This is a genomic window from Streptomyces dysideae (assembly GCF_001514305.1).
GTDB classification, from domain to species: Bacteria; Actinomycetota; Actinomycetes; order Streptomycetales; family Streptomycetaceae; genus Streptomyces; species Streptomyces dysideae.
Genome location: NZ_KQ949114.1, coordinates 55,972 through 69,744 on the forward strand (window position 1 = coordinate 55,972; position 13,773 = coordinate 69,744).

General features: G+C 72.7%; 11 protein-coding genes. 10 read left to right on the forward strand and 1 reads right to left on the reverse strand.

The window, feature by feature from the left end; translation table 11 throughout:
* Positions 1-93: 93 nt before the first annotated feature.
* The 10 genes from AQJ91_RS40520 to AQJ91_RS40560 all read left to right on the forward strand — a co-directional run bounded on the left by AQJ91_RS40520 (position 94) and on the right by AQJ91_RS40560 (position 11,738).
* Positions 94-894, forward strand: coding sequence for a crotonase/enoyl-CoA hydratase family protein (locus AQJ91_RS40520; RefSeq protein ID WP_067032601.1), 801 nt, complete (start codon positions 94-96; stop codon positions 892-894).
* 21 nt (positions 895-915) lie between these two features.
* On the forward strand, positions 916-1,860 hold the full coding sequence (locus tag AQJ91_RS40525) for a Zn-ribbon domain-containing OB-fold protein (protein ID WP_067032604.1): 945 nt from the start codon (positions 916-918) through the stop codon (positions 1,858-1,860).
* Positions 1,857-2,906 carry a thiolase domain-containing protein gene (locus tag AQJ91_RS40530; RefSeq protein ID WP_067032608.1) on the forward strand — a complete coding sequence of 350 codons (1,050 nt, stop codon included), beginning with the start codon at positions 1,857-1,859 and terminating at the stop codon, positions 2,904-2,906. The genes AQJ91_RS40525 and AQJ91_RS40530 overlap by 4 nt, the downstream gene beginning before the upstream one ends.
* A complete protein-coding gene (locus AQJ91_RS40535; RefSeq protein ID WP_067032610.1) occupies positions 2,903-4,069 on the forward strand; it encodes a thiolase domain-containing protein in 1,167 nt (388 codons plus the stop codon). Before AQJ91_RS40530 ends, AQJ91_RS40535 begins: the two co-directional genes overlap by 4 nt.
* A gap of 82 nt (positions 4,070-4,151) precedes the next feature.
* Complete coding sequence (locus AQJ91_RS40540; RefSeq protein ID WP_067032611.1) at positions 4,152-4,394, forward strand: DUF397 domain-containing protein; 243 nt, start codon at positions 4,152-4,154, stop codon at positions 4,392-4,394.
* Positions 4,395-4,523: 129 nt separating this feature from the next.
* Complete coding sequence (locus AQJ91_RS40545; protein ID WP_067032612.1) at positions 4,524-5,465, forward strand: universal stress protein; 942 nt, start codon at positions 4,524-4,526, stop codon at positions 5,463-5,465.
* 110 nt (positions 5,466-5,575) lie between these two features.
* Entirely contained in the window at positions 5,576-5,761 is a 186-nt protein-coding gene (locus tag AQJ91_RS58580; RefSeq protein ID WP_407697001.1) for a CGNR zinc finger domain-containing protein, read from the forward strand.
* 56 nt (positions 5,762-5,817) lie between these two features.
* Positions 5,818-8,697 (forward strand): ATP-binding protein, encoded by a 2,880-nt coding sequence (locus AQJ91_RS40550; RefSeq protein WP_067032613.1) that lies wholly within the window; start codon positions 5,818-5,820, stop codon positions 8,695-8,697.
* 48 nt (positions 8,698-8,745) lie between these two features.
* A complete protein-coding gene (locus AQJ91_RS40555) occupies positions 8,746-9,243 on the forward strand; it encodes a glycosyltransferase family protein (protein WP_067032702.1) in 498 nt (165 codons plus the stop codon).
* Positions 9,244-9,335: 92 nt separating this feature from the next.
* Positions 9,336-11,738, forward strand: a complete 2,403-nt coding sequence (locus tag AQJ91_RS40560; protein WP_079085579.1) for a glycoside hydrolase family 95 protein — start codon at positions 9,336-9,338, stop codon at positions 11,736-11,738.
* Here the strand turns inward: AQJ91_RS40560 and AQJ91_RS40565 are convergent, their stop codons facing one another.
* Positions 11,739-13,694 (reverse strand): N-acetylmuramoyl-L-alanine amidase, encoded by a 1,956-nt coding sequence (locus tag AQJ91_RS40565; RefSeq protein WP_067032616.1) that lies wholly within the window; start codon positions 13,692-13,694, stop codon positions 11,739-11,741.
* Positions 13,695-13,773 lie beyond the last annotated feature (79 nt).

The window sequence follows — 13,773 nt, forward strand, 5'->3', positions numbered from 1 at the left end:
AATCTGACTGACTGTCAGAAAACTCTTGTACTGGCCGCACACCTCCTGCAACCTGTTCTCGTTCCGGAGGCGGGACGGAGACGGAGGACCATCATGGGTGGGACGGAACACCTCGCTGTGCAGCGCGAAGGCGCCACACTGGTGCTCACGCTCAACAGGCCCGACGCCAAGAACGCGCTCTCACTGTCCATGCTCGTCGGCCTGTACGACGGCTGGGTCGAGGCCGACGAGGACGACGCGATCCGCTCGATCGTGCTGACCGGCGCGGGCGGCGCCTTCTGCGCGGGCATGGACCTCAAGGCCCTGGCGGGAAAGAGCATGGAGGGCGAGCAGTACCGGGACCGGCTCAAGGCGGACCCGGACCTGCACTGGAAGGCGATGCTGCGCCACCACCGCCCCCGCAAGCCGGTGATCGCCGCCGTCGAGGGGTACTGCGTCGCGGGCGGCACCGAGATTCTCCAGGGCACCGACATCCGGGTCGCGGGCGAGTCCGCCACCTTCGGGCTGTTCGAGGTCAAGCGCGGTCTGTTCCCCATCGGCGGCTCCACGGTCCGGCTGCAGCGCCAGATCCCACGGACGCACGCCCTGGAGATGCTGCTCACCGGTCGCCCGTACAGCGCACACGAAGCCGCCGGCATCGGACTGATCGGCCATGTCGTCCCCGACGGCACGGCACTGGCCAAGGCCCTGGAGATCGCCGAACAGATCAACGCCTGCGGCCCGCTCGCCGTCGAGGCCGTCAAGGCGTCGGTGTACGAGACCGCCGAGATGACCGAGGCCGACGGTCTCGCCGCCGAACTCAGGCGCGGCTGGCCCGTCTTCGACACCGCCGACGCCAAGGAGGGCGCCCGCGCCTTCGCGGAGAGGCGACCGCCCGTCTACAAGCGCGCCTGACCGCGAAGGAGAGAGACCGCGATGCCCGAAGTCCTCAAGGCCCCCCTGGTCGTGGAGTTCCCCTTCACCCGCTCCCTCGGCCCGGTCCAGAGCGCCTTCCTCACCGGCCTGCGTGAACGCGTCGTCCTCGGCGTCCGCACGACCGACGACCGTGTCCTCGTCCCACCCGTCGAGTACGACCCCGTCACCGCCGACGAGATCCGCGACCTGGTCGAGGTCGCCCCCACCGGCACGGTCACCACGTGGGCCTGGAACCACGCCCCGCGCCGAGGCCAGCCCCTCTCCACACCCTTCGCCTGGGCCCTGGTCCGCCTCGACGGCGCCGACACCGCCCTCCTGCACGCCCTCGACGCCCCCGGCCCCGACGCCGTCCACACCGGCATGCGCGTCCGGATCCGCTGGGCCGGCGAACGCACCGGCGCCATCACGGACATCGCCTGCTTCGAGCCGTACGACGGCCGTCACCAGCACGAACCCACCCCCCACACCGGCGAGTTCGCCGACCTGGCCACCGGCATCGTGGCCCCGGCCCGCCTCGACTACACCTACTCGCCCGGCCGCGCCCAGAGCGCCTACATCGCCGCCCTCTCCGGTCGGCGCACGGTCGGCGAGCGCTGCCCGTCCTGCCGCAAGGTGTACGTCCCGCCGAGGGGTGCGTGCCCCACCTGTGGCGTGGCCACAGCGGAGCAGGTCGAGGTGGGGCCGGGGGGCACGGTCACCACGTTCTGCATCGTCAACATCAAAGCGAAGAACCTCGACATCGAAGTGCCTTACGTCTACGGCCACATCGCCCTCGACGGCGCCGACCTCGCGCTGCACGGACGTATCGGCGGCATCCCCTATGACCAGGTCCGCATGGGCCTCCGTGTCGAACCGGTGTGGACGGAGGGCGCCCGCTACCCCGACCACTACCGGCCGACCGGCGAGCCCGACGCGGACTACGACACGTACAAGGAGTTGCTGTGACCCGTGAGATCGCCGTCGTCGCCTTCGCCCAGACCGACCACCTGCGCACCAGTGAGGAGCTCTCCGAGGTCGAGATGCTGATGCCGGTCCTGCACGAGGTCCGCGCGCAGACCGGTCTGAAGACCGCCGACATCGGCTTCACCTGCTCCGGCTCCAGCGACTACCTCGCCGGCCGCGCCTTCTCCTTCACCCTCGCCCTCGACGGCGTGGGCGCCTGGCCGCCGATCTCCGAGTCGCACGTCGAGATGGACGGCGCGTGGGCGCTGTACGAGGCGTGGACCAAACTGCTGACGGGAGACGCCGACACCGCGCTCGTCTACTCCTACGGCAAGTCCTCACCCGGCCCCCTGCGCGACGTCCTGACCCGCCAGCTCGACCCCTACTACGTCGCCCCCCTCTGGCCCGACTCCGTCGCCCTGGCCGCCCTCCAGGCGCAGGCGCTCATCGACGCGGGCGACACGGACGAGCCCGCCCTCGCCTCCGTCGCCGCCCGCAGCCGCGCGGACGCCGCCGCCAACTGCCACGCCCAGCTGCGGGGTTCGGTGCCGCAGGGGGAGTACCTCGTACGCCCGCTCCGTACCGGCGACTGCCCGCCCGTCGGTGACGGCGCCGCCGCCGTCATCCTCGCGGCGGGGGACCGGGCCCGCGAACTGTGCTCCCGGCCCGCCTGGATCCGCGGCATCGACCACCGCATCGAGGCACACGGCCTCGGCGTCCGAGACCTCACCGACTCACCCTCCACCCGCCTGGCCGCCGAGCAGGCCGGCGCCTTCGAACGGCCCGTCGACACCGCCGAGTTGCACGCGCCGTTCACCTCGCAGGAGACCATCCTGCGCAAGGCGCTGCGGCTCGACGACACCGTGTGCGTCAACCCGTCCGGCGGGGCGCTGGCCGCGAACCCGGTCATGGCCGCCGGCCTCATCCGCATCGGCGAGGCCGCCGCCCGCATCCACCGGGGCGAGTCCGACCGGGCCCTCGCCCACGCCACGTCCGGTCCCTGCCTGCAACAGAACCTGGTCGCCGTACTCGAAGGGGATCCGCGATGAGCAAGGAGCCCGTGGCCGTCGTAGGCATCGGCCAGACCAAGCACGTCGCCGCCCGCCGGGACGTGTCGATCGCCGGGCTGGTGCGGGAGGCCGCCCGACGCGCCCTCGACGACGCCGAGTTGACCTGGGCCGACATCGACGCCGTCGTCATCGGCAAGGCGCCCGACTTCTTCGAGGGCGTCATGATGCCCGAGCTGTACCTCGCCGACGCACTGGGCGCCGTGGGCAAGCCGATGCTGCGGGTCCACACGGCCGGCTCGGTCGGCGGGTCCACGACGCTCGTCGCCGCCAACCTCGTCGCGGCCGGCGTGCACGGCACCGTGCTCACCCTCGCATTCGAGAAGCAGTCCGAGTCGAACGCCATGTGGGGGCTGTCCCTGCCCATCCCCTTCCAGCAGCCGCTGCTGGCCGGGGCGGGCGGGTTCTTCGCGCCGCACGTGCGGGCGTACATGCGGCGCAGCGGCGCCCCCGACACGGTCGGCTCGCTCGTCGCCTACAAGGACCGGCGCAACGCGCTGAAGAACCCCTACGCACACCTCCACGAGCACGACATCACCCTGGAGAAGGTCCAGGCCTCACCCATGCTGTGGGACCCGATCCGCTACTCGGAGACCTGCCCCTCCTCGGACGGCGCCTGCGCCATGATCCTCACCGACCGGGCCGGAGCCGCCCGCGCCCCGCGTCCGCCCGCCTGGATGCTCGGCGGCGCCATGCGCAGCGAGCCGACGCTCTTCGCCGGCAAGGACGCGGTGTCGCCGCAGGCCGGCAAGGACTGCGCCGCCGACGTGTACCGCCAGGCCGGGATCGCCGACCCGCGCCGGGACATCGACGCCGTCGAGATGTACGTACCGTTCTCCTGGTACGAGCCCATGTGGCTGGAGAACCTCGGCTTCGCCGCCGAGGGCGAGGGCTGGAAACTGACCGAGTCAGGGGTGACCGAGTTGGACGGGGACCTGCCCGTCAACATGTCGGGCGGTGTCCTGTCGACCAATCCCATCGGCGCCTCCGGCATGATCCGGTTCGCGGAAGCGGCCCTCCAGGTGCGCGGCCAGGCCGGAGAACACCAGGTGGAAGGCGCCAGGCGGGTGCTCGGGCACGCCTACGGCGGCGGGTCCCAGTTCTTCTCGATGTGGCTCGTGGGCTCCGAACCGCCCGACTCCTGAAAGGTCCCCCTCACGTGACCTGTCGGCGCCCGGAACCGATCGCTAGGCTGGCCGCGGACGACGAACCGGGAGGAGCACGGACGTGGCCGAGAGCACCATGATGCAGCAGCCGCTCGCGGGCTGGGACAAGCCGGAGCTGGACCTCAGCAACGCCGAGTGGCACTCGAGCAGCCGCGGACGGGGGGATGTCCAGATCGCCTTCGTCGAGGGATTCATCGCGATGCGCAACAGCGGCCGCCCGGAGAGCCCTTCCCTGATCTTCACGCCTGCGGAATGGGGCGCGTTCGTGTCGGGAGCGCGGGAAGGGGAGTTCGACCTCACCTGAGCCGGCGGGCCGATCCGGGGTGTTCCGCCCCGTTTTTCCGGACACGCGACCTCGACACCCTCCTGGGGCCGACGCCTGAGCCAGGCTGGCCCCAGGACGGGGGCGGTCGTACTCCGGAGTGAGGAACCCATGAGCACCCTGCCGGTGATCGCGGCGGTCGACGGTTCGGACGACAGCCTGCGCGCCCTGGACTGGGCCCTCGACGCCGCGCGGCTGCGCGGGGCGCCGCTGCGGGTGGTCCATGTGCGGCAGTACGCCGCCTGGACGCCGCCGGACCTTCTGGCTGCCGGCGCGCTGCCGGAGCCCGATGACGATCCGGTCCTCGAGCAGGTGCGCGCCTACCTGGAGGGTCAGGTCCACCGGCCGGTGACGGAGTACCTCGGCATGGAGGGCGCACCCGGCGTCGTGCTGCCCGAGCTGGGCTCCACCGCCCAGCTGCTGGTGCTCGGCTCCCGGGGCCGCGGCGGCTTCGCCAGCCTGCTGCTCGGCTCCAACGGCATGGCCGCCGCCCGTGACGCCGAGTGCCCGGTCGTCGTGGTGTCCCGGCCCGGGCGCGATGGGGGCACCTCCCACGCCTTTCGGGCAGTGGGGGACCACGAGGGGCCGGCGGTGGAACCCGGGCCGCGCGTGGTCGTCGGCCTGCAGGTCGACAGCCCCGACGAGGCCGCACTCGCCTTCGCCTTCACCGAGGCCGCCCTGCGCGGCGCCCGCCTCCAGGTGGTCGCCGCCTACCCGTGGCCGGTGCAGGTCTGGACGGCTGCCCCCGGCGAGCTCGTACCGCCGGCAGTCGACCAGGACGCCGTCGAGAACGAGACCCGCACCCTCGCCGAGGGCTTCCTCACCCCGCACCGCGAACGCCACCCCGAGGTCCGCGCCGACCCCTACCCGGCCCCGGGCGACGCGGCCGGCCACCTGGTCGCGGCCTCCAAGGACGCCGACCTAGTCGTCGTCGGCCGCCACCGCCGCCGCCTGTTGGCACCGGCCCGCATGATGGGCTCGGTCACGCAGGCGGTGCTGCTGCATGCGGCGAGCCCGGTGGCGGTGGTACCGCCGGCGCCGCCGGAGGAGTGAGGCGTCCGCCGAAGGCCACCGGTGGTTCGGGCGCCGTCGGCGCCGCGCTGGCCGCCGCGCTGGGCGGTGTCGAGCCGCACGCCGCCGACATCGAGCGGTGCTGTGGTTCGGTGCTGGGCAGGACGCTGCCGCGGTCGCCCCCGCGTCAGGAGTGGTGCACGCCGTCCTGCGGGAACCGTGCCAGCGTCGCCCGCCACCACGAACGACACAAGAAGACAGTCGTAGAACAGCATCGATCAGAAACGGTCAGGGCGGGTCGCGTGACCCCCGTCGCGCGTACGCTGAGGTGCCTGTAGGTCACGGAGCGCGCCCGCTCCCCGCGCGGGCGCACCACCGTGACAGGGGGTGCGGCATGGTGCAGCGCAGAAGGACGCTCTTCGAGCGCGAGACCGAACTCTCCGCCGTCGACGAGGCGTTGGGGGAGCTCGTCGGCTCACGCCTGGACGGCGCCGGGCCCCCCGACCGCCCCCGCGGCGCCCTGCTCGCCTTCGCCGGCCGCGCCGGCATCGGCAAGACCACCCTCCTCGCCGAGGTCCGGCGCCGCGCCGCCGCCCGGGGCTGCACCGTCGTGTCCGCCCGGGGCGGCGACCAGGAACAGCGCGTCGCCTTCCATGTCGCCCGGCAGCTCCTCCAGCCGCGGCTCGCCGGGGCACCCGAGTCCGAACTCCGCTCCTCGCTGGGGAGTTGGTACGACATCGTCGGCCCCGCCCTCGGCCTGTGCGCCCCGACCGGCGGCGCCCCGCCCGACCAGCAGGGCCTGCGCGACGGCCTCGACTGGGTGCTCACCCACCTCGCCGTGCAACGCGCCCCGATGGTCCTGGTGCTGGACGACGCGCACTGGGCCGACCCCGAGTCCCTGCGCTGGCTGGCCGCGTTCGCGCCGCGCGCCGAGGAACTGCCGATGCTGGTCGTCGTCGCCTACCGGCCCGACGAACTCCCCGACCACGCCGAGTCGTTCCGTCACCTGCCCGGCCGTGCGGGCGGACGCCCCATCGGCCTGGAGCCGCTCAGCGCCGCCGCCGTCGCCCGCCTGGCCCGGGAGTCGCTCGGCGCCTACACCGACGACGCGTTCTGCCGGGAGTGCTGGGCCGTCACCGCCGGAAACCCCTTCGAGACGGTCGAGTTGCTGGCCAAGGTGCGCGATCGCGGCCTCGCCCCCACCGAGACCGGCGCCCATCTGCTGCGCGACCTCGCCGCCGCCGTCAAGGGCAGTGGCCTCGTCGCCCGCCTCGAACGCCTCGGCGCCTCCACCGTCCGCTTCGCCTGGGCCTGCGCCGTCCTCGGCACCGAGATCCGCCCGGCCCTCGCCGCGGCCGTCGCCGGAGTCGGCCCCGAGGAGGCCGCCGACGCCGCCGACGCCCTGCGCGGCGTCCGCATCCTCACCGGCGTGGACACCCTGGAGTTCGTCCACCCGCTCATCGCCACCGCCGTCTACCGGGCCATACCGCCCGGCGTCCGCGTCGCCCTGCACGGCCAGGCCGCCTGGTGCGTCATCGACGACGGCCTCGGCCCCTCCGCCGCCGCCCGCCACCTCCTGGAGACCCACCCCGAAGGCGACACGTGGGTCGTGCAGCAACTGCGCGCCGCCGCCGAGGAGACCCTCCGGGCCGGTGCCCCCGACGCCGCCCGCAGCTACCTCGCCCGCGCCCTCCGCGAACCCCCGCCCCCGGGGGGCCGGGCCGCCGTCCTGTACGAACTCGGCAGCGCCTCCCTGCTCACCGAACCGGCCACCACGGTCAACCATCTGCGCGCCGCCCTCGAAGAACCCATCAGCGACCCGGAGTTGAGGCACCACATCGTCTACCGCCTCTCCCAGGTCCTCGCCCACAGCGACCGCCTCGCCGAAGCCTCCGACACCCTCGCCCGCGAGATCCGCGTCACCGACGACGCCCGCGTCAGACTGCGCATGACCGCCGAGCAGTTCATGTGGGACGCCTTCCGCGCCGACGAACCCGACCACCCCTCCCGCTCCCGCCGCCTCACCCGGCTCGCCGACCGGCTCAAGGGCCGCGACCTCACCGAGCGGTACGTCATCGGCCTGCGCACCTGGGACGCCGTCCTGCGCGGCGAACCCGCCCACATCGCCCTCCAGCACGCCGAACGCGCCCTCGACGGCGGCCTCGGCTGGGCCGAACCCGACCGCGGCTTCGAGGTCCCCGTCCTGGTCGCCCTGACCTTTATGTACGCCGACCGGCCCGGCCGCACGGAGGAGCTGTTCACCGAGGGCATCGCCGGCTTCGAACGGCAGGGCTGGCGCGGTGCCCACCTCTCCTTCGCGTACACGCTCCTCGCCTACGTCCGCTACCGGCGCGGCCGCCTCCCCGAGGCCGAGGACTTCGTCCGCGCCGGACTCCGGCTCGCCGAGCGCGTCGGACCCGGCACCCCCGCCCACTGGTACGCCGTGGGCATCCTCATCGAGGTCCTCCTCGCCCGCGGCCGGATCACCGAGGCCGCGCAGATCGCCGACGACTACTGCTTCGGCGAGCCCTTCCCGGCCGCCGTCGTCTTCCCCGACGCCCAGACCGTGCACGGCGAGCTGCTCCTCGCCCGCGGCCTCAGCAAGGACGCGGCGGAGCAGCTGGCCGCCGCGGGCCGCCGGCTGGACCCGCGCGGCATGCGCAACCCCGCCTGGTGCCCCTGGCAGCTCCACCTCGCCCGCGCCGAGCGCCACGACACCCCCGAACGCGCCGTCGCCACCGCCCGTGAAGCACTCGCCCGCGCCCGCCAGTTCGGCACCCCGTCCGCCATCGGCCAGGCCCTGCGCACGGCCGCCGAAGTCTCCTCCGGCGCGACGCGTGTGAAGTACCTCGAGGAGTCCGTCGCCTACCTGGAGCGCTCCCCGTCCGCGTACGAACTCGCCTGCGCCCTGGTCGCCCTCGGCACCGAACTGCGCCGCACCGGCCGCCCCCGGGAATCCGCCGACCACCTCTACCGCGGCCTCGACGCGGCCGTGCAGTGCGGCGCCGACGGTCTCGTCGAGGCCGCCCGTGACGAACTCAACGCCGCCGGACTGCGCCCCCGCCTCCTGCACAGCACCCCGACCGACACCCTCACCGCCCGCGAACGCACCGCGGCCACCCTCACCGTCCGCGGCCGCACCACCGCCGAGACCGCCCGCGAACTCCACACCGACGAGCCGACCGTCGTCCGCCTGCTCTCGGCGGTCTACCGCAAGCTCGGCACGGACCACACGGGCCTGCCGACGGCGCTCCCGGAATGGTCCCGCGGATAGCTCCGCCCGCACGTCACGGACCTGCCCCGGCCACGTACCATGGGCGGCATGTCGTTCCTCCGCCGCCGCAGTGCCACTCCCGCCGGGCCCGAATTCGACGTACTGGCCATGGACCCGGGCGACTGGCCCGGCAATCTGGGCGCCGGCCTGCTGCCCGCCCCCGACGGCACCTGCCAGGGCGTGTTCCTGCGCTACGACCTGTTCGGCGGCCGCGGCCCCGCGATGGTCATCGGTAACCTGCCGGAGGGCTCCCCGGCCCGCGAGATCGCCGAGGGCGAGATCCCCTTCGAGGTGGGCCAGCTGCTGGTCGCCCTCGAGAACGACGAGGAGGTCACCGTCGTCGGCACCGAGGACGTCCCGGTGATGCAGGGCGACAACCTCCTGATCGTGCGCCGCCTCAAGCTCTCCGAGAGCCGGATCTCCTGCGTCCAGTTCGACCGCAGCGACAACGTCCTGGTCACCATCGCCGCCTGGGACCGCCCCATCACCGACGACCTGTACGCACTCCTGAAGCCGCTGCCCGCGGAGCTCTTCCAGCAGGGCTGAGCCGGCCCCACTCTCACCCACCCCGTTCGGGGTTTCGCACGTGTTGTCATGACCCTTGTCGTGAGGTCATCGGACCTCTAGCGTCAGGGGTCATGTCGCATGAGTCGCATGAGTCGTGTCAGTCCGCCCAAGTCTCTCGGCGTGCCACGTTGAAAGCCGCAGTCGGCGGGGCAGGTGGCCTGGCTCTGGGCGGTGCAGTCGCAGACACTGCCGCCGCAGAATCCTCCGATGTATCGACGTACGAGGTATCCCAGCCGTTGGCCCTCTGGTACGCCACACCGGCCGCCGACTGGGAGCGCGAGGCCCTGCCCATCGGTAACGGCGCACTCGGCGCCATGGTGTTCGGCACCCTCGCCTCCGAGCGGCTGCAGTTCAACGAGAAGACCCTGTGGACCGGCGGCCCCGGCTCCGCCCAGGGCTACGACCACGGCAACTGGCGCGAGCCCCGCCCCGGTGCGATCACCGCCTTACAGGACGACCTCGACGCACGGACCAGGCTCGACCCCGAGGCGGTGGCCGACGTGCTCGGGCAGCCCCGGGCCGGCTACGGCGCCCACCAGACCTTCGGCGACCTGCGCCTCGACATGCCTGGCGCACCGGCCACGACGCCCGACGACTACCGCCGCGAGCTCGACATCGACCGGGCCGTCGCCACGGTCGCCTACACCCACCAGGGCGTCCGCCACCAAAGGGAGTTCTTCGCCTCCCATCCCGACGGCGTGATCGCGGGACGCATCGGCGCCGACCGTCCTGGCAGCGTCGCCTTCACTCTCCGCTACACCTCACCGCGCACCGACTTCACCGCTACCGCGGCCGACGGGACGCTCACCGTGCGGGGCGCGCTGGCCGACAACGGGCTGCGCTTCGAGGCACAGATCCGGGTGCGCAGCGAGGGCGGCACCGTTGCGTCGAACGCCGACGGCACGATCACCGTGACCGGGGCCGACAGCGCCTGGTTCGTCCTGGCCGCGGGCACGGACTACGCCGACACCCACCCCGACTACCGCGGCCCCGACCCGCACGCCGCCGTCACCCGCACCGTCGAGCAGGCGGGCGACCGCTACCCGTCCCTGGTTGTCCGCCACGTCCGCGACCACCGCGCCCTCTTCCGCCGAGTCGCCCTCGACATCGGCCAGTCACTGCCCGCGGACATCCCCACCGACCGGCTGCTCTCCGGCTACGCAGGCGGTACCAGCCCGGCGGACCGCGCCCTGGAAGCCCTCTACTTCCAGTACGGCCGCTACCTGCTCGTCGCCTCCTCCCGACCCGGCTCCCTGCCCGCCAACCTCCAGGGCGTCTGGAACCAGAGCACCTCACCCCCGTGGTCCGCCGACTACCACGTCAACATCAACCTGCAGATGAACTACTGGCCCGCCGAGGCCGCCAACCTCGCCGAGACGACGGCACCGTACGACCGGTTCGTCGAGGCACTGCGCGCGCCCGGACGCCGTACCGCACTGGAGATGTTCGGGTCCGACGGCTGGGTCGTGCACAACGAGACCAACCCGTACGGCTTCACCGGTGTGCACGACTGGGCGACCGCGTTCTGGTTCCCCGAGGCGGCGGCCTGGCTCACCCAACAGCTGTACGAGCACTACCGGTTCGGCGGCTCCACGCACTACCTGCGCACCACCGCCTACCCGGTGCTGAAGGAGGCAGCCGAGTTCTGGCTCGCCAACCTGCGTACCGATCCGCGCGACGGCACCCTCGTCGTCACCCCCAGCTACTCACCCGAGCACGGCGACTTCACGGCCGGCGCGGCCATGTCCCAGCAGATCGTGCACGACCTGTTCACCAACACCCTCGAAGCGGCACGCGTCCTGGGCGACGCCCCCGACTTCCGCCACCGTGTCGAGCAGGCCCTCGACCGGCTCGACCCCGGCCTGCGCATCGGCTCCTGGGGCCAACTCCAGGAATGGAAGGAGGACTTGGACGACTCCACCGACCAGCACCGGCACGTCTCCCATCTGTTCGCCCTGCACCCGGGACGGCAGATCGAACCCGGCAGCGAGTGGGCCGAGGCCGCCAAGGTCTCCCTGACCGCACGCGGCGACGGGGGCACCGGCTGGTCCAAGGCATGGAAGATCAACTTCTGGTCCCGGTTGCGCGACGGCGACCACGCCCACCTCATGCTCGCCGAACAGCTCGAGTCCTCGACCCTGCCCAACCTCTGGGACACCCACCCGCCCTTCCAGATCGACGGCAACTTCGGCGCCACCTCCGGCATCGTGGAGATGCTGCTGCAGAGCCAGCACGACGCCATCGAGATCCTGCCCGCCCTCCCCGCCGCATGGCCCGACGGCTCGGTCCACGGCCTGCGGGCCCGCGGCGGCGCCACCGTCGACATCGCGTGGACGGACGGCCGGGCCACCCGCATCGCCCTGACCGCGTCACGCACCCGTGAACTCACCGTGGTCAGCGACCTGCTGAAGGAGAGCCGGGTGACCTTCAAGGCGGTGGCCGGCCGACGGTACGTCTGGGAGCGGGAGGCCTGACTACGGCACCACCCGCACATCCGCCGCCCGCACGAACGCCACCCGGTGACCGAACTGGATCTCGTAGTACAGGTCCTTGCCGACCACGACCTTGTGGTCGGCCTGGTCGAAGGTCACCGCGTAGTAGTACTCGCCCGGCACCTTGTCGCCGACCACGTACTTCTGCCCCTTCGGGAGGGGGTACGGCAGCGGCGACACCGCCTGGACGGGCACTCCGTCCGGGTAGGCGGATGCCTCCGGGTACGCGCGTCCGTACACCGGAACACTGTCCGCGCCCTTCTTGGGCGTCACCACCAGACCGGCCGCGTCCACCGCCGTCGGGTCCTGCTTCGGATTCTTGAACCAGGCCTTCTGGCCCAGGTACCAGATCGCCGTCCAGTCGCCGTCGCGGCCGGCGACCGCGTACTGCTGACCGGTGGAGACCCGGGAGGACAGGTCGTTCACCCCGGTGCCCGGGACCGTGCCCAGACCGATGTCCTTGATCAGGGGGTAGGAGTCGCCCGGCCCGGAGTGCAGCCGCACGGCGCTCGAACCGTGCGCCGTGCACGGCTCGCCCTTGGCGTCGCAGCCCGTGTACCCGGGCTGGTTGGTGGCGTAGTCGGGGCGGATCGTCACCAGTCCGCCGCGTTGGTCGGCGCTCGGCTCGAAGGGGCTGCCGAGGAGTTCGAAGTAGTGCCGCCAGTCCCAGTACGGGCCCGGGTCGGTGTGCATGCCCTTGATGGTCGCCGTGGTCGTGCCCGGCACGTTGTCGTGGCCGAGGATGTGCTGCCGGTCCAGCGGGATGCCGTACTTCTGCGCGAGGTACCGCACCAGACGTGCCGAGGACCGGTACATCGCCTCCGTGTACCAGGCGTCCGGATCCGCCAGGAAGCCCTCGTGCTCCAGGCCGATCGACTTGGCGTTGACGTACCAGTTGCCCGCGTGCCAGGCCACGTCCTTCGCCTTCACGTGCTGGGCGATGTGCCCGTCCGTGGAGCGCAGGGTGTAGTTCCAGGACACATAGGTCGGGTCCTGCACCATATTGAGGACGCCCTCCCAGGTGCCCTCCGTGTCGTGGACGACGATGTACCTGATGCTCTGCGAGGCGGGCCGGTCGCCCAGGTCATGGTTGCCGTAGTCATCGTCCCCGAACTCCTCGTACGGCGCCGGGAGCCACTCGCAGGACACCGTCTTCGGGCACTCTGTGCCACCGGCGGCGAGCGTACGCAGCCCGGCCCCCGCCAACTGCGCGGTGTCGGGGGCGAGGGCCGGCTGCGCCGCCAGGGCAACCAGTTGGCCGGCGTCCGTGGTGCGTTCCTGGCCGGTGCGGATCACGTCGTAGACGTCGTTCGCGTACGCCGATGCCGTCGCGGTGTCGTCGGCACCCGAGAAGCGCGCCACCGCCCCGTACCAGTCCGCCGGGTCCTCGCTCAGCGGCTCGCCCAGGTCCTGCTGCGCGGCTGCCAGGAGCGCGGCGCCGCCCGCCACGTTGGCGGCGGGGTCGGTACGCAGTTCCGCCGGGCTCAGTCCGGTCAGCTCGGCCGCCTCCGGCAACGTCCTGAGGCGAGCCGGGAGGCCGGAGGGCGCCGGCGCTTTCGCGTCGGGGAGCAGGCGAGCGCGGGCGCTGTCGCCGCGGGCGTCCTCCGCCCCCTCGCTGTGGTGCGGGGTCTCGGCGAGGGCGGTGCGGGCGTCGGTGAGATGCATCGGGCCGTAGCCGCCGGTCACGCTCGGCGTCGCACCGTGCGCGTCCCAGCGGGACTGGAGATAGGAGACACCGAGGAGCACGCTCTGCGGCACGCGGTACTCGGCGGCCGCGGCGGCGAACGCCAGCTGGAGACGGCTCGCGGACGTCCGGGCGTCGGACGGTGCCGCGCCGAGCAGCGGAAGCAGCAGCGCGGCGGAGGCGACCGCACCGGCGGCCGTCCGCATAGCTCTGGGCCCGGCGGCTCGCTTCGGGTCGGTGACGGGTCCTCGCAATGCAGCCTCCTGGGACGGTCGGGCGCGATGAGCCGTGCGGGGCCGGGCGTGCGTCTGTGGTACCGGCTTGCCGACGATC

Excerpts from the sequence above, each read along its gene's own strand:
- AQJ91_RS40520 (WP_067032601.1), top strand. The coding sequence starts at position 94 with ATGGGTGGGACGGAACACCTCGCTGTGCAGCGCGAAGGCGCCACACTG.
- AQJ91_RS40555 (WP_067032702.1), top strand. The coding sequence starts at position 8,746 with ATGTCGTTCCTCCGCCGCCGCAGTGCCACTCCCGCCGGGCCCGAATTC.
- AQJ91_RS40550 (WP_067032613.1), top strand. The coding sequence starts at position 5,818 with ATGGTGCAGCGCAGAAGGACGCTCTTCGAGCGCGAGACCGAACTCTCC.
- AQJ91_RS40525 (WP_067032604.1), top strand. The coding sequence starts at position 916 with ATGCCCGAAGTCCTCAAGGCCCCCCTGGTCGTGGAGTTCCCCTTCACC.
- AQJ91_RS40535 (WP_067032610.1), top strand. The coding sequence starts at position 2,903 with ATGAGCAAGGAGCCCGTGGCCGTCGTAGGCATCGGCCAGACCAAGCAC.
- AQJ91_RS40545 (WP_067032612.1), top strand. The coding sequence starts at position 4,524 with ATGAGCACCCTGCCGGTGATCGCGGCGGTCGACGGTTCGGACGACAGC.
- AQJ91_RS40560 (WP_079085579.1), top strand. The coding sequence starts at position 9,336 with ATGTCGCATGAGTCGCATGAGTCGTGTCAGTCCGCCCAAGTCTCTCGG.